A 25955-nucleotide genomic window follows, 5' to 3' on the forward strand; every position below is an offset into this window, starting at 1 on the left:
TATGACGCTGCGAGTTACCGAAGTTTTTTGTGCTTTTTTAAAGCTAGGCTTAACGGCGTTTGGCGGCCCCGTAGCGCATATCGGTTATTTTTATAAAGACTTTGTTGAGCGCAAGCAATGGTTAACCGAGCAGCAATTTGCGCAGCTACTCGGTATTTGCCAATTGCTACCAGGCCCTGCAAGTAGCCAGCTTGGCTTTTGCATTGGCCTTATGAGTGCAGGGTGGGCAGGCGGCCTAGTAGCGTTTACGGCTTTTACTTTGCCGTCGGTGTTATTGCTGCTGGCTTTTTCTGTACTGCTGCCAGTGTTATCGAGTACGGCTGGCCAAGCTGCGTTGCACGGCTTAAAAATCGTCGCTTTTGCCGTGGTCGCCGATGCCGTTATATCGATGTATCAAAAACTTTGCCCCGACCGGCTGCGGGCGAGCATCGCATGCCTATCTGCTGTCGCTTTATGCGCTATAGGCTCCCTTTGGGGGCAGCTATGCGTTATAGCGGCAGGGGCCGTTGTCGGGGTTTTGTATTGCCAAACTTCAGACTTTAATACAAAGGCTGCACCCGTTGTACGCGTTGGTTATGGCAAAACCACAGGTACGATTTTACTTGTGGCGTTTTTGACCTTGCTCGCTGCTTTGTCTTTGCTGCAATACACAGGTAATAGCTGGCTTTCGCTGGCCCATAGCTTTTACTCGATAGGTGCGCTTGTTTTTGGAGGCGGCCATGTAGTACTGCCATTACTTAACGACGCGCTCGTGCCTACAGGGCAGCTAACACCAGAGGCCTTTATGGCCGGCTATGGTGCATCACAGGCTATTCCTGGACCAATGTTTTCCTTTGCTGCCTACCTTGGTGCTCTAATAGCCCCTGAAGGGAGTGCTTTGCTGGGGGCTGGCGTGGCGCTTGTATTCATTTTTCTGCCAGGCTTTTTACTGCTGGCTGGTATTTTACCGTTGTGGCAGCGCATTGCGCATGTGGAACGGGTAAACAATGCCATGGCAGGCATCAACGCGGCTGTTGTAGGCGTGCTCGGCGCCGCTCTCTACGACCCCGTTTTTACCTCAGCCGTGTTGGGGCCGCTTGATATGGCGCTTGGGCTCTTGGCAATAGCCACCTTACGGCTTTGGCAGCTGCCTGTAATGCTGATGATTGCAGGTTGTGTCTTGCTATCGGTAGCGGCAGCTGTACTTCTGTAGCGGGCAGCACCTCGTTTTAGCTTATGCCTATATTCTTGTGCCGGTATTCATATTTTAACGGCCATTATTCCAGCGGCTCCTTTTTTGCGTTAAACTCCTCGTTATGGCTGTTTGAGCGCGTGATTAATGCTTAAATACTAAGAATTTGCTTATTTTTTAGATAATAATGCTTGCCGGTATGGCTAAGCTATAAGCCCGACAAGGCGATAAATTGATGTCAGATTTTTATCGGAAAACCGCTGTGGTATTTTCGACCTTATTCTTGTTCTCGGCAATTGTAGCCGTTATCTGTATTAAACAGTCGTACCTTGAGGTGCTACTTTTTCCCGCACAAAATAGCGATTTGAAATGGTTTGCCTCTGCTCATTCAGATAGCCAAACGAATGGCGAGTCTACTGTGGTACTCCATGAAAAAGAAGAGCGCCTTAGTTACAGTTTTATGTTATCGCCAGCAGCGCCGGCACCTTATGCGGGAGTTAGCTTAGCGCTGGGCTCGCTCGAACCATTCAAGCCCTCAATTGATTTGTCCATGTATTCAACGCTTACCTTTAATGCGGCATGCGATACTGCCAGCACGCTAACGGTGACTGTCAATACGTTGGATTCAAGCATTACGGTCCCTGATGATCCTTTAAGTTATCGGCCGGCCGTTGCGCACTTTTCGTGTAAAGCCGGCGGTAGTAACGCCGATATTGACTTACGGCGCTTAGAAGTACCGAGCTGGTGGCTAAGGGCACAACAAATAGACTTGGCCAACAGACAATATTTTTTGGCTAAGGCAAGCCATATGAATTTTGGTATCTCCAGCCAAACGCCAATGCACCAAACCACGCAAGTGATTATTGAACGCTTGCGCTTGCAAGGGCGAGCCTGGGCGTGGGTTTTCTCTTTAATTGCGGTACTCGTTGTAATTTGGGCAGGGTTTATTTTTTGGTGGCTGAAATTCTATACGCAATCGATGATTGAAATGTTAAGCGAGAAATCAAAAAATGACGAGCAGCTTTATGTGAAGCGGGAATTAAAATTGGAGTCGCAGGGTGATAAAAATAAAAATGCTGTGCTCGCTTATATGTCGGAGCAATATACCAACCCAGAGCTTAATGTTGAGCTGGCTGTTTCTGCATTAGGCATAAATCGTAGTAAAATGAATGCCATTTTAAAAGAAGTTGTTGGATTAACGTTTAGTGCTTACCTTAACAAATTGCGGTTGATAGAAGCCGCTAGGCTATTGGCTGAAAGCGAAAGCATAAACGTAGCAGAAATTGCTTATAGCGTCGGCTACAACAATGTTTCTTATTTTAACAAACTCTTTAAAGATGAGTACTCTTGCACACCTAAAGTCTATAAGTCGTTACTACAATCAGAAAGTGCTTAGCTGCTAGTCGTAGAGTTGTTTAAAGGTTTTTGGGGTGCAACCGTACTCAGCCTTAAACAACTTACTAAAATAGGAGACATTGTTATAACCAACCGAGTAGGCGATTTCGGCGATTGTGGCCGATTTATTCTTGGTTAAAAGCCTTGCAGCTTCGGTTATGCGTAGCTTATTTAAGTAGGTGTTAAAGGTAAGGCTTAACTCTGTTTTTAAAATCTCGTTGATTTTCGTCCTATTAATGCCCAGTTTGCCACAGGCCATATCTAGGCTTATTTCTGGGCTGGCATACTCGGTAGCCATAAAGCGCAAGACGTCGCTAACTTCTTTATTTTTTTGTGGGTTAATGGTTAGCTCTTTATAGGCAATAATTTGGCGATCCTTTTTTACTTTCTCCCTAAGGTCTAGGGTCAAAAAATAGACGTAGCGTTTTATCACCCAAAAGGCGAAAACTAGCCATAACAATGCAGTTGCAGCCAACGTAAAATAAAAGTACTGCCGTTTTCTCCCACTTAAACGTACATCTTTTATTTTTATGTCCAATTGCGTATCTCGCGGGCTTTGCAAGGAATTTACAATACTGAATCGGTAGGCGCGTGTTAAATCATAGGCTTGTTTAGATAGCTCTAAACGGTATTCGTTAAACCACCAGACGGGGGTTACAAGTGAAGCGAGCCGAATTTTAATTAGCTGCCAACTGGCATCGCATGAAAAGAACGTTGAGTTAACGCGCTGGGTAGGATTTTGTTGCGGCAAAGTAATTTCGGGGTCATGCGTAAATACGTTAAAAAGCAGTACATTTTGCGGCGTGCAAGTAATATTGAAATCGATGCTGTCGTAAGGCGTTAGATCTATAGCGCTATCTGTATTGCCATCGTTGCCAAACTTAAAGGTGTAGGCGGTATAGGGGAACTCCTGGGTCGCAGGCAAATAGGATTCGTACTCAATAAACTCAGAATTTGGCTTTAGCTGTAAGACGGAGCCCTGGGCCGCATCAATTTGCTCGGTGATTGGAGACCAAGGAATATCGCTATCGCTACCGACATTAAGTTTAGCGCTAATATAAGAGGCCTTATAGCCGACACAGAGGCCTACGAGCGATATAGCAAATAGTGCTACCCCAGAATAAAGTGCGGTTTTATAAAACTTATACATAAGAAATTATCAATAGGGAGCCTGCCAGCTTACCGTTCATTATTTTGAGCCAGTATCCTTAGCTTTTGTGCGTAATGCAATTGGCTGAATGCCTTTTTGTGATTAAACAAACAGCTCGGTCGGCAAAGATCACGCAATGCCAACCCCCTTCAGTTTCCAAAGCGCCTAATTTGACGCGCGTTTCGTCACAGAATAACGGGTGTTTATTGCAGCCGAATAAAAAAATAACGCCATAAAAATAACAAAAACAGTTTTTCGCTATAAAACTTACGTTTCTACGCGCAAGCTCAGTACCTGGTTGTTATTTTTAACACCCGACCAATGCGTATTTATAGGCTGGCAATGCACTGAAGAGCGTAAGCTTTAATAACAACGGCTATCAAGCTCAAGCTGCTATAGGTACTCAAATTAATACCGGCCCTAAACGTAAATATTATATGCAGTGCCCACAGTAATATTGCTTATGCCAAAAATGACTTTTCATGCACGCAAAAGCTATTTACAGAGTGATCCGAAATTAACTTTATTAACTTTATTAACTTTATTAACTTTATTAACTTTATTAACTTTATTAACTTTATTAACTTTATTAACTTTTGGTATGAGCCTTCGGTTGAGCATCAAAAACATATTATTTAATCGTAGGGGCGAGCAATTAAAAATCAATAAAAAGGTAAAACAAGGTCGCGAACGCGATGCTTTGCTTTCTGTATTAGCGGTTTGCGATGGTGGTTCGGAGCCAGCTCTAATTCAAATATAGCATTTAGTGTCGATGCTTTACCTACTAACTCAAGTGCGGCAACCATGGGTCTTTGGCATTATTAGCTCCTCTGCCGGCGCTGTACACGAAACTTGCCCAAGTACCGTTGCAAAAATACCAAGGGCGGCATGAGCGGCCCAGAAAATGATCAGTTTGCCGACCTATTTGAGCATGACTGAATAGTTACAATGCAACAGCGGCGGCCAAGGAAGGTTGTCGCTGTTGTATAAACCGCAAGCTAGCCATTATTCAATACTATCGAAAGCTTTTCGAAAACCTCTTGATTGGGAAAACCATCAGCCGTTAACTGGTTTTGCAGTTGGTATTGCTGCATAGCTTTACGTGTTTTTGGCCCCCAAATCCCGTCTGGCTTCCCGATGTTGAAGCCTTTATCTGCCAGTTTTTGCTGTAAGGTTTTAAGATCTTCGTTGGTAAAGGCGTGCGGCTCGGCAGTATAGTTATCAAGCCCATGGTTAATATCAATAAGTTGATCAGCCAATAAACCTACTGCAAGTGCGTAGTTTTGTGAGTAGTTCCATTTGAGTATGATGGAAAAGTTGTCGTATACCAAAAATGCCGGGCCTAAATGGCCCGACGGCAAAATTAGCTTTGCCTCGGTATCGTAATCAGGAAGAGGGCGCCGATAACTTTTTGTGATGCCTAACTTTTTAAAATGACTTAAAGGATAACGAGTATCCAGGGTGACGCGACTAAAAGCAAAATTCTTGGGTAGCTCAACCTTGCGCCCCCATATTTCTTCTTTGTTCCAACCTATTTTATTTAAATAGTTTGCAGCTGACGCTAATGCATCAGGTAGGCTATCCCATACGTTTAGCTTTCCGTCGCCGTCGCCATCCACCCCATAAGTTATTAGCGTGGTAGGCATAAATTGCATGTGACCCATTGCTCCAGCCCAAGACCCCAAAAGTTGCTCTTGCTGAACGCGCCCATCATCTAATAGTGTAAATAAGTTATAGAGTTCCTGCGTGAAATACCCACTACGACGAGGGTCGCAAGCCAATGTTGCTAGTGCATTGAGTATCTCAATTTTTCCTTTGTAACCACCGTAGTTAGTTTCCAACCCCCAAAATGCAACAATGTAGCGCGCAGGAACCCCATATTCTTTTGATAGTTTAGCCAACAGTGCAGCATGCTCGGCCAGCATTTTTTTGCCTGTCGCTATGCGAAACTCACTAACACGCTTACGCGTGTAGCCCACAAAACTTTCGGTGAACTCTGGTTGACTGCGATCATGTTTGATCACGCGCTCAAGTGGCTTTAGATTATTGATGACATCGGTGAGTATCCAGTTTGAAAAGCCTTTCGCTTGAGCATTCTCGCGAAGAGTCGTGCGACATGCTTCAAAGGTCTTATCAGTGCTAGCTTGTTCGTCATTCGCGAACACTTCGGTACAGGATATGAGTAGCGTCACGCAAAAGATACGCAATGACTGTTGAAATAAAAGAGAGGACCAATTCATTCTAAAACCAGCATTTAAGTTTGAAGGCAAGCGAGTTTATGTTGACAGCATGGATTGGTCCAGTTCAATCGTTTTGGCTGGCTATTATTGAATTGCCTAGATTATCTAATCTAGAACAAGGAAGGTATGCAGGCAGCTACACATCCGCCTCGCTATGTCCGATACTGTTTAGTATCGGATGTTTTGCATAGAGTGGCTGGCGGGCCTATTGTCAGGTTAAAACTTTTCACCAATAACAATATAGAATGCGCTGTCATCCTTGCTCACGCCAACATCCACACCCAAATTCAAATTATTGTCTTTTTGAATTTTCCATCGTATGCCAGCGCCTACACTAAGAATTATATTTTTCAGCTTACTCAAACTGCTGCCAACAGAGCCTGCCTCGTATGAAACCATAGATCCCCAGCGCGTAGAGAACTTATAGCGCCATTCAATATGCGTAGATGCAGCGGCTTCGTCTTGATATTTTGTTGTGACAAAGCCGCGCATATTTAAACTAGGTTTAAGGAAGAACGGCGTATCGCCATCGACCTCACTTGCGTTCAGGCTTAAAGCGATAATGTGGTTTGAGCTTACGGGAAGATATTGAGAGTAATTCAATGTTGCTCGGTTGTATTCAGCGTCACTTCCCCAGCGACTGTCGTTGCGACCGAGCCAAACATCAAAAAAGCGACCCGAAGAAGGATAATAGTTATCGTCACGGTCATCGCTCGGGAATAAATTCAGTTAGCTCAGTGAAATTAAAGGTGACCTCTGCTCCCAAATGGGAAATCCTAAACAAAACTAGAAAAGCAACTATAGGAATTCAAAAATAACCTTTAAATACAATATGTTATATGGTTTTAGTTTTCCCGGAGCGATGCTAAAAATCGGTGTTAAATTTGGGAAAACGAGGAGAGTGGAGGCCACTCTCCTGCAAAACTGCGAAGATCGATTATTCTTTGATCAGGTCTGGATCAAGGATTTTTTGTAAATCTATCTGTTGAGAGTCTTTTAGAGAGTTCTGTGAAAAATCAAATTCGCCATGAAAGACAAAATGCTCCCAAGCCAGCATAGACGACGCCTTAATCTTTTTTAGTAGCAGGGAATATTCAATATCTGTTTTGGCTTCTGACAGACGTTTGGAGAGATACATAAAATTCCAACAAACGATGACATTTTTAAGTAGTCGCTTGCAGGTCTCTGCGATCTCCTGATCTTCTTTAATTGTCTGCACATAATCTGCCCGCCCAATGGCCAGCGCTCGATCCAGCTTGTTCCCAGCCTCACCTTTATTTAACTGGCGGTGGATGGCTTTTCGCATACCTACATCGTCGGCATACCGGAGCAAGAACAACGTTTTCGGAATACCTCCAAATGCTTTTAGTGCTTCGTAAAGAGGATTGCTTTTTGAGTATGAATTCAATCGCTTAAAGATTTGAGACGCAGTAACTTCGCCTAGCTTGATTGATGAGCATAGACGAAGAACATCTTCCCAATTATCAATAATTTTGTCTTTATTAATCCGCTCCTTTGGAAAGATCGGATAGCTTTTTTTCTTATAGAAAGAGGGAGTTTTGAAGGAGTATAAAACTCTCTTGCCGGGATTTTTTATGCGTGGCCCAAAGGAAAATTTCAATAAATGCGTAAGACCAAATATGGCTTCCGTGTAACCGTGACTGTCTGTGGAGTGAAGGTCTGATTTCACTACATCATTTTTCAATAACCCATCCACCATATAGTGCGCTTCAAATTCGGCACCACTGATCACCATTGAGTAAGGGAACATTCCTCGTATATCTATGAACGTATAGGCCGATACAACGGGGTCACGACCGCCATATTTAAATGACTTATTTGCATTGAGTGATTCATATGCGACGGTCCATTTCTGACCATCGCTTGATGTCTGCAAGCCGTAGTCTCCAATGAATACTTTGGCCAGTGGAAGTTGATTGACGAAACGAATAACGGCATCGTTTGCTCGTCTCAAATTCTCAAGCGTAAAAAAACCATTGGTCGTGGATTCCAGGGTTGCAAGTTCAATTTCTCTCGCCAATTTAGATAACTTGGGCACGCTCAAATGTTCACCTAGCGCAATTATTCCCGCCAGGAAATTTTTATCTTCGGGTCTTGGCTTGCGGTATCGGATACTGTTGTGTTCAAACTCGTCCAGAAACCCTGAAGCGGCATTCACTGTACTTAGCGCTTCTGCTATGCGAATGTATTGATCATCCGGAAACAAAGCCACGTCGTTTTCCATCTCTGAAAGCACTTCAGTCCGAGTATTTCGTTCGTACGTTAGCTTAAATCCGCCAAGACCATCAGTCTCAATATATTCATTTATATTTTCCAGTATATGCTCGTTTGTCTCCTTGTATTGTGCATCCAGCTCAAGCTCCCAGCGCTCAACCAATTTACTAACATCTTTAAAATCATCCATGTTCGCTAAGTTTAGAATGTGATCCCGGTTTTTTTGAAAGTACTCTCGCGAGATTAAATACTGCTCTAGCTGTCGGTAACGATTTGAGTTAACAATGCTCAGCGTTCCGTCTTTAATGGCGGCGGCAGTGTGCTTATAGAGCAGAATGCGATACAGTTTTGCGCGGAAGGAGTCTTTTGTGTCGACGTAGCCGGTTTCTGAATTCGTAAGAAACCCGACCGGGAATGTATCATCCACCTTTCCGTTTTTCGTTTGGTACTGCGATATTGCTTTTATCAGCTTGTTACTTTTCACATCACAATCGAAATTGAGCCGCCGAAGAATATCGCTACACTTGAGCTGAAGCGACGTGGCGCCTTCTTCCAAAAAAAGCATTTCAAGAGCCTGCCCGCTGATTTTATCTAAGTCCTCCTGGACATCTTTTACATGAGAGTTTACGTTTTCCGTGGATATTTTTGACGGGCTTATCAAGCGAATCGCTTTTTCGACTTTCTCTGAATCACTCAGAATAGGGTTGTTCAGCGTTTCTTTAAGTTTCTCCACCAACGACACTAAATCAACCGTATCCTTTACTAACGCTTGCGTATGGCCAGATTGCTCTTGGCGTTGTTTGTAGTATTCTTCTTTGGCAAGATTCTCGGCCTTGTTTACTGCTGTTTTCACCGAGGCCAGAAACGTTTCGACCAGAATATCGACCAGCTGTTGAAATTGATGAGTGATAAAAATGACAAGGTGAAGGTGCCGGTCATGATCTTTCAAGCGATTGATCTGAAAAACCTGCCGCCGGTGAACGGATAATGCGTAGCGTTTAAGTCCATCTTTTGTAAAATCCAGCTCGCTTACTATTGGAAGTGCGATATCATAGAGCGGCTTGAGCGTATCATATATCGCGACATTCTCGCGTATTTTAGACGTCTTGGTTGACTGGTTGAGTTTCTTCAGCAACGTAATTCTGTAAGTTTCCATCTCATCATAAGTATCTTTTCCTTTTGAAAATAACGCATCAAGTTTTTGAGCACCATTGTTCGAGAGTTTATTTTTAACAACGGCAATCTGTTGGTCCATGTGCGTTTTATAGACCGACTCGACCGTGTCACAAATTGTTTTATAATCGGGTGTCTCGACTTTGTGCTCAAAGAGCCATTCGCAGACGGAAATAAAGCATTTATCGGGATTTTTCTGAGAGCGTGCGTCCGTTCTTATCAGTGGCAGCAGTGGTTGAATGGTGGTTTGATTAAATGGCTTAAAACCAAGCGCATCAATAATCATTTCTCTATGGCGATTTCTAGTGCTTGTATTGTAGCTTTCCCAGCGAAAACTTTGCTTGAGCTTCAGTCGGCCCGCTACATAGTCAACATCTTCCTGGATCGCAGAATTAAAAAATTGACCCGTGGCTTTGAAGTACCCATAGGCGACGATGATATAGACGATGTTGGCATGGCCACGAACATTCTGCGTGATGAGCTGTTTGAAGTGAGATTCGACGTAGAAAAAGCGCTTGCGGTCTAAAGCTTTGAACTGGGGAGGGGTATCGTGGAACTCTTTATCGGTGGAACAGATTTTTTTGGTGTACATTGAACACTCCTAATGTTATCCTATGGAAGGAAGTGTTATTATCCATTCTGAAAACCCCTATCCCAAGTTCTAAATTACCTCACTTAGTTTTTTGTTACAGTCTCCACAAACTACGTTCAATCCCGGCTTGCCCCAAAGCTGGATATGGCATGTTTTGCACGCGTACTTAATGCGCCCTGATCGCGGTTTTGGCTTTGAAGTGATCAGCTCACTGAGATTGTCGTCATCATAAAACCGGTTAACTTCTTCATGCTCACTGCCAAGCCTCCGTTCGCTTAATGACTGCTCAGTCATAACTGCCGAAGCGTCTTTCTCAGCTCGCATGGCCGCGATTGCTGCGGTTGGTCTGGGATTTAAATTCTCGGTCAGCTCGTATTCGGAGCCTTTGTCATCGTAGGCAGTAATAGGTAGCTCCAGGCGGTATACAGGATAGCGGTCAACCCAGGGCAGACGATAACCCTTTTTGAGGAGCTCTTTACAGGCGTTGTGAAATGGGCCTTCAAGTAAAACATAATCCATCATCCATTCGCCCGTATTCTGCCCGCCTGGTTTCCCAGTGGATGATGGGATCAACCCTATTTGCACCATCTTTTTGGCCCATTGGGCGTTATGGTAACCCCGTCGTCCGGGTGAACCATAGTGAGCCTGCCAGATGTGCGCCATCTCATGACACAGGGTTTGGCAAATTTCTATCAGTGGGTATTTTGCGAAGTATTCAGGGTTGACGGCTAGCTCATCAACATACTGGCGCTTTTCGTTGACCCACCGGCCGATGGAGGCATAGCCCATCACTTTGCGCTGTCGGTGAAATGTGATGATGACATCAGGCAATTGCCCGGCAAACAACGCGCTGTTAAAATAGTCGTACGCGCTCGAAAGAGTCTGGTAGCATTCTGTTGTCGGTTTTTCTTCTAGCACCCGCTTTTCGCCCCAATTTCGTGCAATTTTTGGATTGTATGATCCAAAAAACGCACCGATTCTGTGCATTATCTGTGTGTCTGCTTATTATTTAGCCTTAAAGCTGGACTTAGCCATTCACTTTAAAAATATTTCATACAATTTTAGAACGAATGATACTGGGAAAAAAGTAGTCTGTATTCATTTGGATGTTCTCGCCTCCAAATCTGGTCATAAGGTGACATCGTCAATCGTTTAGCAGTAGCTGATTGATAGCTTTGGTTTTTGAAGCTTGAGATGTATATGGCCTAAGCGCGGTCGTTAGGAATGAGATGGGATCAGTGGTGGTGGACTTTGAATTGCGCGGGCGGATTGGCTAACATGCGTGTCGACCGGATATGAGTTCCTCCTGTCGTAAAACAGTTGGAATCTGCGGAGCGCCCAAGGTGGCCAGCGATAAGAGCAAATAGCCTACAGAGCTTGAGAGCAGCAAGTCACTAATTTACTTTTCTGTTTTTCCCACTTTCGGCGCGAACGCGATTTTCGGTTTGTACATAGACAGTATCGGTCGTTGCCATGCTTGAATGCCCTAGATCTTCAGATAGATCTTTCAGCGCACGACCGCGTTCAACTTCCATGCTGGCACCGGTGTGTCTTAACCAGTGTGATGAGGCTTCCTTTAACTTACGTGCATTGTCTTCGCCCTCAGATTGCTTCATTTTGTCGTAAGCCATATCGAAAACTTGTTGGACAATTCGAATAAGTTGTCTGGACGTCATCCCACCTTGACCTCGAATCTTTTCAACAATGGGATGATTTTCACCTAATGACGGCAGGGGGCCCAGGCCACGAAACTGCCGGTATCTTTTCAGGTAATCAATAAAGCTGTTGGGCACCGTAATGTCTCGCAGCTTTCGGCCTTTACCAAATATCTTTAACCACCAGTTGCCATCGGAATCCTGCCAAAAATGGCTCATTACCGGTGTCCAGTTTGGTCGCTCAGACAGCTCTGACACCCGTAAAAACAGGGTTTTCATGGCGGTAATCACGAATAGGCTGCGCTCATAAATCCTGTCCTGATTGGCGAGGTCCAGCGACACATTAAATACATATTGCCATTGAGATTCAGATAGGCGTCTGACTTCCTTAACTTGTGCGTCTTTTATGAAATGACGGCAGTCGGGCTTGGCTATTTGAGCTGGATTTCCATAAAGATACTCTTCGTTCATCAGGTACTTGTAGAACGCAATGATGGCAGTGAACGTTGCCATGAGCGTTTGCTGAGAGGGCTTGTACTTCTTTTTGTCCGGAAGCTGTTCTTCCAGCGTTTTTTTGGGTAGCTGAAGCTTGAATGGCGCCCATAAGGGGTTCTGCGTGAAATGCCCGTTGCGAAAAACAAATTTTTCGTGGTTCGCAGTACAAATCCAGGCCACTGGCGGCTGCCAGCAAAAATCAGCGTATTCCAATATGTCGGCTTTACGCAATTGCTCCATAGGCTTGGCCTTGAACAGAAAAACCCACAGTAAAAAACGCTCGGTTTCATTTCTGAACCGTGTAAACGTGTGTGCGGATTTGTTGCGCCCAACATAACTGAGAAATTCACGGCCCCAAACCCAATGGTTTTGCCACCAGGACTCGCCAGACTCCAGAAACTGCTTGAGGTCTTTATATTCGCTAAAATCTAAAGATTTGAGTTCAGAGAATGCGGGATATAGAGCAATAGGTTTGGTTTGTGGGATGGCCATAGTAAAACCTGTGATCTTTAGGAGGTACTAGTTTACAGGCTTAAATAAGCTATGTCGAATACTAAAGCGTATGTGAATTTGTAAGAGTGCAAGGAGCCTCTTCTGATGAATGGATTCCTATGGACGACTCCCCATAGTATTCAGTTTCATTCCCTAAACCGTTCAGTTTTACCTAAAAGTATTCAGACAGTCGTCCAAGCCTCTCGCATCGCTTTTCACCGCACGGTGAATTAGCCTTAGTACGACAATTATATATTCGATGCCTCGCCCGGAAGCCTTTACATAGCTCCTGAGAGTTGTCGCCGGAATTCGCGCCATCTCCCCCAACGACTAGTTGAAAACGCTACGCCCTCTGCCGACTGAGTGACCGAGGGTATTGAAAGAGACAGCTTATTTGCTATACGCTCGCGAAGTGAAATACTCAAGAAGGTAAAATTTTCCATGGATACTGAAGTTCCCGACAAATCTGCTGCATTTGTTCAAAAAGCTGAGGCTGGTCGTCAAAAGTTCAAAGCTATTCGATCCGGTTCTTGGTCTCTGCGTCAGCACGGCCATGATTTGTCGATTACAGTATTGCGCACTGCTGTTGCTCCTGAGCAAGGTGTACTGGTCTAATAGAACCGGACACATCAATAAGAGATAATAATCTCAGCAGATTGAGGTGTTGATATGACCAAAAAACGTACAAATAGAGTCTATACCCAAGAATTCAAAAAAGAAGCCGTTGCCCTAGTGACCAATGAGGGTTATTCGGTAGCGAAAGCGGCAGAATCGCTGGGCATAAGGGCTAACTTGCTCTATCGCTGGAAAGACAATGAGGAGGCCCAAAAGACCGGAGTCGCTCCCAGTTGCGAGGAGCGCGCAGAGCTTGTTCGGCTGCGAAAAGAAGTTAAAGAATTGCGGATGGAGAAAGAAATTTTAAAAAAGGCGAGTGCCTTCTTCGCGAAAGAAATGAAGTGAAATTTGGCTTTATTGATGAGAGGTCGGCGGATTTCCCGGTACGACTACTGTGCCGTGTAATGAAAGTTGGTAAATCAGCATTTTACAGCTGGCGACAACGCCCCAAGCCTGTGATCAGTGCCGAAGATCTGCATGTAAATTCGCGAATGAAGGCGTTATTTGATCAAAGCCGGGGCAGCTTAGGCAGTCGCGAGCTAGCCAAAAAGCTTAACGAAGAAGGCATTACAATTGGCCGTGGAAAAACGCGGCGTCGCATGAAGTCTTTGGGGCTTATAGTGCAGCAGCGCACGGCTTACAAGGTTACGACCAAACGCGATGAGCGCGCGGGTGTTGCCGATAATTTACTGAATCAAAACTTCAATCCGGTGGGAATTAACCAAGTATGGGCTGGTGATATTACCTATTTGAAAACGACTCAAGGCTGGATGTACTTGGCGGTCGTTATGGATTTATATTCCCGGCGAATTGTTGGCTGGGCAATAGATAAGCGCATGACCACGTCGCTAATTTGCGAGGCAATTAATCGTGCGGTGGCAATAAGGCAGCCACCAAAAGGGCTGGTTTTTCACAGCGACCGCGGCTCTCAATATACAAGCAAGCGCTTTGGCAAACTCCTGAAGAGCCATGGCATTCGCGCTTCAATGGGGGATGTTGGCGCCTGCTGGGATAATGCCGTTGTTGAGCGTTTTTTTGGCAGTTTAAAGCACGACTGGCTTTTTAAAGTACCAATGCACTCTCGAAAATCTATGAAAAAAGATGTGGGTTTGTATATGAAATATTACAACAGTGATCGCCTTCACTCGGCGAATGACGACTTGTCGCCCGCTGCATATGAGCGAAGACATTTACAACAGGAGGCGCTTTATGGGTAAAAGGGTTCTGGCATTTATGCCAGGTTCATTTTATCCATAAAGTGGCAAAGAAATGTGTCCGGATCTATTGACCAGAACAAGGGCCTAGACTCGTTACAATTATCCCTCGCTATCTTAAGGAGTAAAATTGAGAAATACCCACTCTGAATATGAGATGGCATATAGAAAAGCGAGATCTTGGCTAACAATTTCTGTTAAATTGTTCATGTCTTTTAAATTATTTTGGAGCTATAAACTACTCTTTGGTACTACTTAACTAGTAATGGGCATATCCATGAGTTTCGAGATGAACCACCCTATATTTTCGAATATCAGGCGATTCCGTACTTAAGAAATAATCCTAGTTCGTTGCCATGTATATTGCTTTTCCAAGACTTACCACGCCGCTGAAAGCCTAGTTGTTCTAATATACTCACCATCGCTGGATTATCTGTGACTTCAGTCGATGCCATTAAATTGCCTTTACCAAACGTTTCAACCAGCATTTGCGCAACTTTTTTTGCAATCCCCTTCCTTGCTTCTTGTGGGATCGTGTACATGTAGCCGAGTTCCCATTCGAAATCATTTGCCAACTCTGGTAGACCTGATTTTCTATTTGAAAAAACTGAAGCAGTTTTAATTTTTATTGCTCCAATAGCAATTACTTTGCTGTTATCCTTAGTGACGCATAATAGGTTACATCTATCAGCTTTGCCCAACAGATCGCCTTGAACCTTTCCTTGTAGCTTGAGCAATTCAGCAAAAACATGCCTTATTTCATCCGTAATATTTTCCTTAGAATATATTTCATAATTAATTCCCATTGATCTTTACCTCAAGCTAGCCAAAAACACGCATAATTAATTCCAAGATGGATTCGTCAAAACGATGCAACACTATTACGCCCCACGGAATCTACTTGATCTAGCCTCCCCAAGCTGCGCCTCTTATAGTCTGAGCTGGTTTTCACGGTCTGCCTACGAGCTCGACAATTTCACCTAGTACGGCCTGTTGCCGTAACCCCCAATCAACAGCGTTGATATGTAGTAAATTCCACCCTCGCAATTTCAACACAGCTGGAATGTGTACATGGACCTCAAACGGATCGGAAACAGTACTGCCCTCCTCGCACATTAAACCGAGAGCATAACGCCCGTTATCGCGTGGATCGGTAATGGCCACATGTACACGAAAATCAGAGTCGCCCACATCCAGCTCGACTGAATAACCCATTGATTCTAGAGCCAACAGGAGTTGAACCTTTAACGGCACATAATGGGTGTTAGGCAGTTCGTTAGATTTACGGTCATGGAGACGATTGCCGCGAAGGACGTCGAGCACGCGCTCGGCTTCGCTACGACGACCGTCGGCCATTTTCTGGCAGTATTCTAGAAACCCCTTAAAAAGACGGGGACCATTGTGTTTCGCGTTTGCTACAGAGAGCATCGTAGGCTCAAAGGACGATACGATATGAATCCCCTGCTTGGCTCGTGACGCAGCAACGTTCAGACGGCGCTCGCCCCCACGTTGACCGAGCGGCCCAAAACGTGCGGGCACATACCAGTCACCTTTGCCATCTTTACGTTGACGCTGACGAGGGGCGTGACCGAGAGAGAAAATGATCTGATCACGCTCGTCCCCTTGTACATTTTCCAGATTTTTCACAAATGGACGCTGATCTATCTGCTCGGCTGTGATGGCCTTCTGGATAACTTCAGCAAAGCTATTATCTTCCGCCATCCGCGAGTCGATTTCATCCAGAATTGTCCGACGTTGTTTCAGGTTGAAGGTGATAATACCAATTGATGATACAGGATTTTTACATAGCAGCTGATACATAAGGTCGACGACCACAGCGGCCTCATTGGGGTTACTACCTTCCTCGTAACTTGCATTCTCAACTTTGTGCCAAGAGATCGCTGCGGGAGCTTGCCGGCTCTGAGTGGCTGGAATACTGCGTAGGTCGCCTTGATAAATCGCGTGATTAGAAAAAGCGATCAATTCTTCAAACTGGCAGCGATAGTGCCAAGACAGCCGTTGATGGAAACAACGATCACGCGCTAGAACCAAAAGAGATTCTGCATCCATGACATCGGTAGGAATTTCACCCTCTTCTTCCTGAGTATCCTCACTGTCACCGCTTGATTTAAAGTAATTGCTCGGAGGCATCTGGTGTTCATCTCCAGCGATCACAATCTTTTTCGCTCGCATCAGTACCGGCAAACCGGTCTCCACGGTGCACTGCGAAGCTTCGTCTATGATCACAAGATCGAAAACCGGCTCCCGAGGAAAGAGCTGAGCCATAGTTTCCGGGGATAATAACCAAACTGGCATCGCATCAAGTAACCCCTTGTCCACATACTGACGAACAAAGCTGCGCAGCGGCATGATACGGCGCTGCTTGCGTGCTTCTTTCAACATGGCTTCTTTGATCGACTGAATGGGGCTTCGCCGTGAACCTTTTTCGGCGGGGGGCTCGCGGTACCAATCATTGTCATTTTGTGTAGCGATTACCGCCTTTGCGACCTGTGTGTGTGATGCGCCCTGTAGAGAACGAAAATGTTTAGCCAGTGTTTTCTCGTTATCGCTGAGCAGTCTGTTTGAGGTGCTTAACTGTGGCAGGGATTTTAGCAATTGATCTGCCACCTCCTTTGCCCACAGACCGGTGACATGAATCTCCCATGATAATTTTTCACTTCCGTCTATCGAGGCCAGAATGCCAAGCAATTCGGGTGAATCAGCCCAGAGATCAACACATTTTGCAAGCTTCTGATCGGACTTAACCAGATCTTCGAAATCACTACTCCAGTGTTGTTGCATATCTTTGAGTCGGCGCAATGTGCTGCCTACAGATAACCAAGGAAAGTGTGGCTGCAGAGCCTTGAGCGCCTCAAGTAGCGAAGCATAGGTAGCGCGAACCTTAACGAGTTGCTGCAAAGTCCCATACAGCTCCGATAGCGCAGTATGAGCCTTATCATCAGTGGGCCAGGCCCGTAAAGATTGCAGAGTATCGCGCTGTTTAAGCAATCCCATCAGCACTGAAATACATTGTTTAATTGCAGACATGTCACTTGCTGTTTCAGGTAGCTTCAACAACGGGGCTTGCTCGCTGAGCGTTGTGCGCGCCTTCGTTAGTGCCGCCAAAGTCGGTAGCACCTCAAGCATCGCGTCAATGCGCTCACCCCAGGCTCGCCAGGCCTCTGGCGCCGCAGGGGCAGGCCACAGAGCCAAAGGTTGCAGCTGCCCCTCAGCGGAGGTAATACCACGAGCCACGGTTTGCCCCTTATCGATCACGCTCAGCTGTTTTCTTGCCTCATCAGTGGCATCTGGGAAATCCCTCGCGCCGGATGTATGCAGAAGTTCATCCAGTGCTCGCCAGCACTTCGCCGACTTACGAAAGTTTTCAAATTTGGCAAGAAAGGCAGGAGACAGGTTTACGGAATCACTGCCACTCCATTGTAACTGCACCTGAGAGAGAAACACGCTTCGCGCCGACCACCAACCGGGCATGAAAAAGCGCTGCCAGCGCCCGACAAATCGTCTGATGGTTTCAAAACTGTTTATGAAGACCTCATTATCTGTCCATGTCACACGGTTTTTGTACTGTTCCAGCGCCTCTCGCGATTGCTTCCACAAGGAAGCGCATTGCACGTGCGCATCAGTGAATTTATGCACATCGCCGCAGTGGAGCCAGGCCGACACTGCGCGGAGTTCGCTTTCATCACGCTCAGCTAACGACTTGAATTCCACTAACGTAGAACGAGCTTGCACCAATTTCTGCAAGGTGGGTCGATGAGCATCCAAGCCTGTTGCAAGTAATTGTTGTTCGAGTTTTTGAGACGCGTTTACAAAGTCGCTTAGCGACTCACTGCCATGTGTCACCAACAACGTGAAGAGAGCCTGGTTTTGTTCCAGTTGTTCGCTATCGGCTTTCGATTGTTGAACCAAAAAGGGAACTAGCCGGTCATGCAGACCAAGAATCTGCTTGAGTGTATTGGAATCTAACGGAAGCCCCGTTGACTGAAAAGCCGTCTCAAACTCCTCCCGTGTTGTCACTGCCTTATCGAGCTGAGTCTGCAACAACTGCCGATCTGATTCATTCGCGTTCGCAAAACTCGCCCTGTTGTTGGTCGATTTTGGGCTACGCCAGAGACTGTCACTCGACCAGAGCCGTGCAGACGACTTTAATTCCTCAAATTGCAAGGCTAAGGCTTCGATAGTATTTCTATGCACCTGAAATAAAGTGGCCGGAGCTGCAATTGGCGCGATATCAAGACCGCTCATCAATGTGATGGCTCGCCCCAGCGTAAGCCCGGACTGTTCGAGGTGCAGCGGTGCCCTCAATTCAGCCAGCGGTTTTACCGCCTGGTTAAGTTGGTCAGCGACAACGCTGAGGGGCTCACCCCGATCAGCCGTAGCAAGTTCACTACTTTCAATGCGCTCAACAATTTGCTCATACAAGTCCTTACGATCGTCTTTGACGTCGTGCACCAGTGCGAGTAAGTGCCGTAGCCCTTCGGCCTGCATCCGATTGACCACGACATCAAGAGCAGCGCGTTTTTCACAGACTACAGCTACTTTTTTCCCTAACAGAAGCGCGTCGCAAATCAAATTTACAATCACCTGACTCTTGCCAGTTCCTGGTGGCCCGTCAATGACCATTGCGGGTTTTGATCGTGCTGTTTCTATGACCGTTCGCTGAACAGGGTCAGCCTGAATGATCGGGAGGTTTGGTGGATTTTCCGAATTCTCCGTTGGCACCGGGTCCGGATCTGCGACCAGTGCTTTCAGCTCGCTCGGCAGCAGATTGACGGCGCTGGACAAAAGCGGCGAAGCGGCGGCCTTTGCACTTAGTTGCTCAAGCAGTCCATCGTAATCGTGCAACAAATCCGAACGTGACTGTGGGAATAAGCCCAGCACGGCGCAGTTCTCAAGCTCAATTCGGTCATCTACCCAGTCTTCGAACTCATCATTGCGGTTACGTAGCGGTTGCAGTTCGCCAAGTCCCCCAACCACCTTGAATCCTTGGTTCTGCAGAAATTCGAGTACTGCTAACTGGCCCTCACGAGCGGCGTCGTCGGCTTGGGACGCTAGTGCTTCTGTCCAAGGTTTGCCGGACAACCGTGCCATAGTCTGCAGCAAGGCTTGATTGGCGAGTGCACTGTCCTCGCGCGGTGTGTTCAGGCTGATACTGGAGGCCGTACGTACCAGGGCGACGTTGTACAGAATAAGGGGTGCGCGCAACAGGTACCGATTCAGGACTGCGGACACAAAGGTTGTCCCCAAATACAGTTCATCAGCACCCGTTTCCTCCATACGGCTCTGGTGTTCGCGCAGCAAGTCTATTAATTGACGCTGACACCGGGCGGCTGCTTCATGGCTCAATGCATCCTCGGAGTTGACCAGCACAGTTTCGGTTTCACCGCGAACCAGTTCAATCACCCGCTCTGCCAAACCGACTGATATTCCCTCCAGCTGATAGCAATCAAAACTACGCCCCCGACGTATTTCTCTCAAACGTACCGAGGGACTTCGTCCATCACCCGAGACTAACTTATCGCGTAATTTGGATACGGTATGCAATAGCCGCTGTGTGGCTTCGCTCGGAGCTACAGCAGGTTTGACTGAGGAAGTATTCTCAGCTGCTTTCTGGCTAACCAGTCGATGTTGCCCATCGAGGTCTTCCGTCAGCGCAGGCTCTATGTCAACACCTGAATTGGCGGCTGCTCGATGTAACACGCGTCGAACCTTTTCGGTAAAGCGAGACTCCCCGGTGAGGCGAAACAGCCGTCGAGCCGTCACTTCGCCACCGCCCTGACTTTGAATTCGCTTAAAATACACTTGTAGGGCATGCTCAACCTGCTTGGACTCTGCCGCTAAAGGGATTGATTCGCGGATTGCGATCTGATCAGCAGCGATAACAGGATCTTTGCCAAGCATGCCTACGAGGAACTGGTGAAACAGTGCAGAGCAGCCCAGAGCATTACCAATTTTCAAGACTTCAGCCAGCTCGGCCGTGGTGACTTCTCCGTCCGCAGCCACTACGTGAAAAAGCAGCATAAACAAGCTACGTTGCGCTCTAGGTCCAGCCACATAGAGCACTGACGCTAATTCCTGAAAGCGCTGATAGGCCGTCTCATGTTCAAGAACCTCCCGCCAATGTGGTACGAGATGTTCGAAGACGTGTTCGATGGCCTCGATTTCAGTTTCATGGACTTCACCATCGGCGTGGGCCACCAGCACACAGGCTGCGAGGGCACACTCTTGTACCTCAGGCAGAGGCTCCTCAAACGTCTGCGCATCATCGAGTTCGATGTGAGGTGTTCCCAAAATTTCAAGGATTTCCCGGTCGATCTCTTCCAGTGTACGCGTGCCCGGTCCAAGCCCAGTGAGTTCGTGGTATACATCGGTTTCACTAAAGAGCCACTGTGCCCAAGCTCGTAGGCCATGCTCTGGATGGCTCGTGCCTTCGGCAGTTTCACCTTCCTGTCGCATGTAATCGATTAGCGCTTTCGATTGCTCCAAGTAAGCGCCAGTATCCCAATTAAGATCGCTGGATGGCAGGCCAGTGACAACCACCATACTGAGTCGCAGAGCGCCGTCCAGACTGCCGCAGGCCAGCAGACCAAATCTATCCGCAGTGAGTTCAGCAGACATGCTCAATCGCCGGGCCACATCGACCCAGGAGTCCGGAGCAGTTTCAGAGTAAAGGATATGCTGAGCCGCGAGGGACACCGCGCACTCGGGGTTGTCGATGCCATGAGCCAGATAATGCCCTAGTTCATGTCCCAAAACTGCTCGTAAACCCTCATCGTCGAGCAGGGACAGTAATCGTCCTTGAATCTCCAGCAACACTGGATCGGCGCAGAAGTGCATAGCGGCATTTTCTGAGCCAGCGGCCTGGTAAATTTCAACACTGGACGCTATGCCAAACCGTGCAGCGCAAGCGCGAGCTTCACTGTAGGCTTTCGGTGACATTCCTTCAGATAATAACAAAGAGCGTGTCATCAGCTGACGGCGAATGCGATCGCCTTTCGGAGCCTGAATGGGATCGAGTTTACCGAGCAGCTCCCTGAGTTGTGACGAATACAAACCCTCTCCTGAAAACCGGAGCTTCTCAATTTGATTGGCACGGATTTCAGCCACGTTGCTTAACAACTCCATTTTATTAATGCTCATTGGTTCACCATTCGCTCATAGACATTAATTTGTGTGTTCCCGAAACTGATGGGATTTGGATCAAAATGTTGGTTGATTGTATTTTCTTTATATTGATGAGCAATATTACGATTTGACAATTTCTTCTTCTGCAAACCACCCCTGCCTTAAGGCATTTTCTTTCACCTTATTAGGTTCACTGGTGTAAGCAATGATCGCTAGACTTTCTTCTGCTCGACTGCAAGTCACATAAAATAACCGTCTAGTGCGATCAATACTGGTTTCTTTACCCTTTTTCTGATTGTCATTGTCTGACTTTGCAGGCTCTTTAGCGCCGAGTAACTTTTCATAACTAAAAGAATTGCCGCGAGATTCTCCGTCGTCAAGAATTACCATAACACGAGGAAATTCCAGTCCCTTGATGCCCTGATGCGTGCCAAAACGCGATTCTTCGGAGATGTATTGCACATAACTTTTGAACTCATTAAAACTCGATTCTAATGCGGTATCCCAAGCATCAATAATGAGATCAACATCGCCTTCGGGTAGCTCAAAGTCTTTTTCCTGTCTATCTGCAATAGTCGCTAGACTGTCGGGCACTTTAAATAGACCGCTGCGGTTAATTTCTTTTAGAATATTTATTAGCGTTGGGTTCGAATCGATTTTCCATAGGGCATATAGATCATCTACCGCTACGTTTACTTTTTTTAATTCAGCCTTTTGATCTTCACTATTTTCAAATTTCTCCTTGAGCATCAACGGAGAATTTTTGTGGAGTATTCGTGAAACCGAAAACTGATTATTAACCTCTAAGCTACTAATAAGTGGCAGTACCTTTTCAGAAAAAAAAGTTATGCCGGATAAAGTCCCATCCAATAATCCGGTTTTAAGTTTATCCACTCCATGTAGAGCATTGAAGAAATTTGAGAATCCTCCACGTTGTGCTGCCATATGGTGCTCTAATGTAAGAGCTTTGTTTTCTTTTGGCTCCATCCAAAGTTCGTCGCTCGTAAATTCAGCCATTTTTTGGCAAGCCATCTCTTCAAACGCAGATTTATCAATGGACTGGCTGGTATCTGCAATAAATAGCCTTGCAAAACCTTCACTTTTTTTAACAGGCTCTTGCTGGTTTTTATCAACTTCCTCTCGAATTTTATTGATGAGCTTAACCACTCTGCGAGGACATCTGTAATTGTAGATTTTCTTCGGGGTCACCCAATCATCAGGTAACGCCAATCCTAAGTTTTCTTTGCCATCCATGTAGATGCGCTGCATCGTATCGCCAAAAAGCCCAAGTGAAAATTGATCTTTATGCGTTCGCTGAACTGCAAAAAGTGCTTCGATTAATTCCTTTTTTGTGTCTTGGCTTTCATCTAAAAGTAAGACGGGAAACTTACGGATTAATACTGTTTGCAGGAGCGGACGAATTGAAAGTAACTCTGCTGTTAATGCTATTACCTCTGCATGATTAAGCGAGTCTCTGCTTGAGTTCTCCCCGTTGGGGTTGTAGGTAAATTTTCGTACTGTACTTAGTGACTCAAGCCGTTTGCGTTTAGACGCTATTTGCTTAGGCCTATCCTCAGCCGCCTTTGAACCTGTCCGCCCTTTGCTTTGCGCTAGTTCAAGTGCTTCAACGTCCTTTTGAAGGAATACTCTAAGCAAACTTTTAATGTCGTGTGTATGTGGTCGAATGAGCTCCCAAGCGAAGCTATGAATAGTTGAGACACTGAATGCAGGGTCAAACTCTAACCGCCGTTTAATTTCATCACATGCTGCGTTGGTATAAGTAATAATTGCTACTCGTTGTGCGTTGGTTCGTAAACGGTGAATATTATTTTCACGAAACCGTTTTAGCACTTCGACCAATGAGCGGGTTTTACCTGATCCTGCACCGGCAAAAAGAAAAAAACTCTTAGGCTTGTCGAGATCGAGACAGTTATATATTTCATCGTCAACAGTCTTCGTATCGATCACATCTGTCATTACTCGCCCTCCGACTTAGCTGACGACGAAGTTACCAAAGAGGAATTATTGATTAACATAGTATTAAGCCAATCAAGGCCTTCTTTGATATATGCCGGAGGTTTAAGTAAATTTGGCTCAGTGGTGTAAAGCAATTCCAGAGCCATTTCAGCCTTTTTGGCATTCTTATCGAGCGCATCAAACATACCCTTGCAAGCCTCATTGAGAGTTGCTTTGTTAACGGCATCGCACATTTTCTTTACGAGACCTTTACTAGCCGTCATAGATTTAAACATCGCGATATTTTCCAGTACCAAAGCGTCTTCAAACGTATAAGGGATAGCCTCTTCTTCATCTGTTTCTGAAAGATATTGAATCTTTGTAAGGTAGGGATACGCCACCCGAACCAACCCTTTGTCGGTTATTTTTTCCTGAGGCGTCGCGGCTAAGACTTCATCTAAAGCGGTTTTTCTTGGCGCCCATGTTTTCAATGTATCGTTCCCCGTTCTAAAGCTTTGGCCTCTCTTCGGCTGTGCTTTACCAGTAGATTCTTTTTTAATTGAATCAAGATCGGTTACGACAAGGGTGGGAATTCCTAAGGCTTGAATCAGAGGGCGCAATGTATGCGCATGGCTACCACCTATTTCTAATAGGGATATATAGCTTCGCTCCAACTCTGGATAATGATTTCTAATGAAGTGGGGTACCAGCATTCGCTCCACCGGCCCTTCAACAAGAATTGCAGCATCAGCAAAAAATAAGTCGCAGTGTGTTGTTTTTAAATAACGACTCGCAAACTTGGATGTATCGGTTCCACCACCAAATATTGTGCTCATGCTAACGACTAAGGCACAGGGAATTTCTAGCTCGTTCGCCAGCAGTTTTCTTCGAAAATAGCGTAATCCGGTAAAGTCTGTCTCATGCGCAATATGACTAGAATGCGTACTCACCACCATCTGGCTAGAAAAATGTGGTTTTTCAGCTAGTTCAGAGTGATTGCGTAATACGCCGTATGCCTTCTTAATAAAAACCTGCTGTACTTGTGCGTGTAGATGCGCTTCAGGTTCTTCAATGAGCATTAAGTGCAAGGGCTCTATAGGCGTATTACTAATTTTCTCTCGTTTACCTATTTTTCCAACACGCATCCAATCATCACGAAAGCGGATCAGATTAAAAATCATAGAGATCAAATTTTGGTAGCCTAAACCGTTGTATTTTTCCGGTAGGCATAGGTTATTAACCGATGGGTCTTCACTGCGAACAACTTTAAATTGGACGGCTGAATCATGATTTAGCCCTTCGACAGGGTTCACTTTACTTGATAGTAGAATTTGTGGATCGCTAAATCCTGGGTAATTCAGACCTTCAAGTTCGCTAATTGCGACACTAAAGCTGCTCTTCAATTTCTGATCGAATGCTGTTCTTGCAGCTTCCATGGCCTCAAGTGCATCCAAATCACTGGCTTCCGGTAGCTCGCTTGGGTCTAGATGTTCATTAAAGTAATGTCTTAATTGCGAGGAGAGGCGGCGGTCGGCATTGGCAGCTCCCTCGCCTGAATTCGGATCAGAGAACCCTCTTTGGGCGTTGATGATGTCGATTTTGAACAGGCCATCGAAAGGGTCGCCTTCAAGTGGCTCCATTAATTCAGTAAATAACTGGGGGGAATCTGAATTTTCGTGTGCGGGATCTAACACATAAGCATTAACGCTGAAGAATTCTTGCAGCTTTCTATCCAAAAAATCACGCATTGAAGTTGGCCATAAGGTTAATGTCGATACGGCTTCAACAGTATTCTTATTTTCTGTTGACTTCTTACGCGCCGCTAACGTTTCTTGAGCTGCTGAATACGCGTCCATATAGGATTTGTAAATGGCCTCTGGAGTTTCTAGGTCTTTCGGCTCCAGTATCAGCCTGACACCTAATAAGCCGCCATCCCAATCTAAAGTTGGTAGAATGTGGTGAACATAATGAATTTGTGATCCATCTACGCTAAGCCAAACATCAATAGTTGGAAAATGTGGACGCCAAGCATTTAGAGATAGGTCTGGTTGCGTTAGTGGTTTCGCAGAAGCATTAGTGATCCAATCATTAGCAATTTTATTAATTGCCTCCCAATTAGATAATGTTATATCTGTAGTGCTTATTTCTCGGCGTTTTGATTTTTTCAAAAACATAATCAGCGCGTCCATAGCTGAAGTTTTCCCGCTATTGTTTGCACCAACAAAAATAGTACTTTTATCTGCTAGCTCTACGCGACAGGTTTTTAGCTTGCGAAAGTTTTGAATGTCAATATGTGAAATTTTCAAGCGAGAATTCCTTGTGGACTATTGATTTTATATATTGCTTATTTTTCCTGATGAGAAGAGTCAACGGCTTTTAAAGCTCATATCTAACTGTCCGCTTTGGGGCGAATGCGAACATATTAT

At 45.7% G+C, this 25955-nt stretch carries 15 protein-coding genes; 5 read left to right on the forward strand and 10 right to left on the reverse strand.

The genetic code is table 11. The annotated features are described in order from the left end of the window. The first annotated feature begins 1 nt into the window (after nt 1). A complete protein-coding gene (gene chrA / locus MARGE09_RS14760; protein WP_236983124.1) occupies nt 2-1192 on the forward strand; it encodes a chromate efflux transporter in 1191 nt (396 codons plus the stop codon). 214 nt (nt 1193-1406) lie between these two features. After that, a complete protein-coding gene (locus tag MARGE09_RS14765; protein WP_236983126.1) occupies nt 1407-2567 on the forward strand; it encodes a helix-turn-helix domain-containing protein in 1161 nt (386 codons plus the stop codon). A gap of 3 nt (nt 2568-2570) precedes the next feature. Here the strand turns inward: MARGE09_RS14765 and MARGE09_RS14770 are convergent, their stop codons facing one another. Beyond that, nucleotides 2571-3716, reverse strand: coding sequence for a helix-turn-helix domain-containing protein (locus tag MARGE09_RS14770; protein ID WP_236983128.1), 1146 nt, complete (start codon nt 3714-3716; stop codon nt 2571-2573). A 463-nt stretch (nt 3717-4179) separates the two neighbouring features. On the opposite strand from MARGE09_RS14770, the gene MARGE09_RS14775 reads away from it, so the two are divergent. After that, nucleotides 4180-4476: a hypothetical protein gene (locus tag MARGE09_RS14775; RefSeq protein WP_236983130.1), complete on the forward strand. Its 297-nt coding sequence runs from the start codon at nt 4180-4182 to the stop codon at nt 4474-4476. A gap of 238 nt (nt 4477-4714) precedes the next feature. On the opposite strand, the gene MARGE09_RS14780 is transcribed toward MARGE09_RS14775, so the two are convergent. The 5 genes from MARGE09_RS14780 to MARGE09_RS14800 form a co-directional block, all read right to left on the reverse strand. Further along, the gene (locus MARGE09_RS14780; protein WP_236983132.1) at nt 4715-5956 is read right to left on the reverse strand and encodes a lytic murein transglycosylase; all 1242 of its coding nucleotides are present in this window, start codon (nt 5954-5956) and stop codon (nt 4715-4717) included. Between the two features lie 216 nt (nt 5957-6172). Beyond that, on the reverse strand, nt 6173-6685 hold the full coding sequence (locus MARGE09_RS14785; RefSeq protein WP_236987381.1) for a BamA/TamA family outer membrane protein: 513 nt from the start codon (nt 6683-6685) through the stop codon (nt 6173-6175). A gap of 208 nt (nt 6686-6893) precedes the next feature. Further along, nucleotides 6894-9956, reverse strand: coding sequence for a Tn3 family transposase (locus MARGE09_RS14790; RefSeq protein WP_236983134.1), 3063 nt, complete (start codon nt 9954-9956; stop codon nt 6894-6896). 69 nt (nt 9957-10025) lie between these two features. Continuing rightward, a complete protein-coding gene (locus MARGE09_RS14795) occupies nt 10026-10943 on the reverse strand; it encodes a SprT-like domain-containing protein (RefSeq protein ID WP_236983136.1) in 918 nt (305 codons plus the stop codon). Between the two features lie 407 nt (nt 10944-11350). After that, nucleotides 11351-12598 (reverse strand): tyrosine-type recombinase/integrase, encoded by a 1248-nt coding sequence (locus MARGE09_RS14800; RefSeq protein WP_236983137.1) that lies wholly within the window; start codon nt 12596-12598, stop codon nt 11351-11353. Nucleotides 12599-13039: 441 nt separating this feature from the next. On the opposite strand from MARGE09_RS14800, the gene MARGE09_RS14805 reads away from it, so the two are divergent. Then, the gene (locus tag MARGE09_RS14805) at nt 13040-13213 is read left to right on the forward strand and encodes a hypothetical protein (RefSeq protein WP_236983139.1); all 174 of its coding nucleotides are present in this window, start codon (nt 13040-13042) and stop codon (nt 13211-13213) included. Between the two features lie 54 nt (nt 13214-13267). After that, a protein-coding gene (locus tag MARGE09_RS14810; protein WP_236983141.1) for an IS3 family transposase occupies nt 13268-14430 on the forward strand; the annotation gives its coding sequence in 2 pieces (ribosomal slippage) (nt 13268-13517 and nt 13517-14430; 1164 coding nt in all). A gap of 311 nt (nt 14431-14741) precedes the next feature. Here the strand turns inward: MARGE09_RS14810 and MARGE09_RS14815 are convergent. The 4 genes from MARGE09_RS14815 to MARGE09_RS14830 all read right to left on the reverse strand — a co-directional run bounded on the left by MARGE09_RS14815 (nt 14742) and on the right by MARGE09_RS14830 (nt 25835). Beyond that, complete coding sequence (locus MARGE09_RS14815) at nt 14742-15233, reverse strand: GNAT family N-acetyltransferase (RefSeq protein ID WP_236983143.1); 492 nt, start codon at nt 15231-15233, stop codon at nt 14742-14744. 142 nt (nt 15234-15375) lie between these two features. Beyond that, nucleotides 15376-21588, reverse strand: coding sequence for an AAA domain-containing protein (locus MARGE09_RS14820; RefSeq protein WP_236983145.1), 6213 nt, complete (start codon nt 21586-21588; stop codon nt 15376-15378). A gap of 105 nt (nt 21589-21693) precedes the next feature. Continuing rightward, on the reverse strand, nt 21694-23550 hold the full coding sequence (locus MARGE09_RS14825; protein WP_236983147.1) for a UvrD-helicase domain-containing protein: 1857 nt from the start codon (nt 23548-23550) through the stop codon (nt 21694-21696). Then, nucleotides 23550-25835 (reverse strand): ATP-dependent nuclease, encoded by a 2286-nt coding sequence (locus tag MARGE09_RS14830; protein WP_236983149.1) that lies wholly within the window; start codon nt 25833-25835, stop codon nt 23550-23552. The genes MARGE09_RS14825 and MARGE09_RS14830 overlap by 1 nt, the downstream gene beginning before the upstream one ends. Nucleotides 25836-25955: the final 120 nt, after the last annotated feature.

It is taken from the genome of Marinagarivorans cellulosilyticus (genome assembly GCF_021655555.1).
Classification (GTDB): Bacteria; Pseudomonadota; Gammaproteobacteria; order Pseudomonadales; family Cellvibrionaceae; genus Marinagarivorans; species Marinagarivorans cellulosilyticus.

Coding starts and splice junctions, on each gene's coding strand:
- MARGE09_RS14825 (WP_236983147.1), bottom strand. CDS start 23,550: ATGACAGATGTGATCGATACGAAGACTGTTGACGATGAAATATATAAC.
- MARGE09_RS14770 (WP_236983128.1), bottom strand. CDS start 3,716: ATGTATAAGTTTTATAAAACCGCACTTTATTCTGGGGTAGCACTATTT.
- MARGE09_RS14795 (WP_236983136.1), bottom strand. CDS start 10,943: ATGCACAGAATCGGTGCGTTTTTTGGATCATACAATCCAAAAATTGCA.
- MARGE09_RS14815 (WP_236983143.1), bottom strand. CDS start 15,233: ATGGGAATTAATTATGAAATATATTCTAAGGAAAATATTACGGATGAA.
- chrA (WP_236983124.1), top strand. CDS start 2: ATGACGCTGCGAGTTACCGAAGTTTTTTGTGCTTTTTTAAAGCTAGGC.
- MARGE09_RS14800 (WP_236983137.1), bottom strand. CDS start 12,598: ATGGCCATCCCACAAACCAAACCTATTGCTCTATATCCCGCATTCTCT.
- MARGE09_RS14780 (WP_236983132.1), bottom strand. CDS start 5,956: ATGAATTGGTCCTCTCTTTTATTTCAACAGTCATTGCGTATCTTTTGC.
- MARGE09_RS14820 (WP_236983145.1), bottom strand. CDS start 21,588: ATGAGCATTAATAAAATGGAGTTGTTAAGCAACGTGGCTGAAATCCGT.
- MARGE09_RS14775 (WP_236983130.1), top strand. CDS start 4,180: ATGCCAAAAATGACTTTTCATGCACGCAAAAGCTATTTACAGAGTGAT.
- MARGE09_RS14805 (WP_236983139.1), top strand. CDS start 13,040: ATGGATACTGAAGTTCCCGACAAATCTGCTGCATTTGTTCAAAAAGCT.
- MARGE09_RS14790 (WP_236983134.1), bottom strand. CDS start 9,956: ATGTACACCAAAAAAATCTGTTCCACCGATAAAGAGTTCCACGATACC.
- MARGE09_RS14765 (WP_236983126.1), top strand. CDS start 1,407: ATGTCAGATTTTTATCGGAAAACCGCTGTGGTATTTTCGACCTTATTC.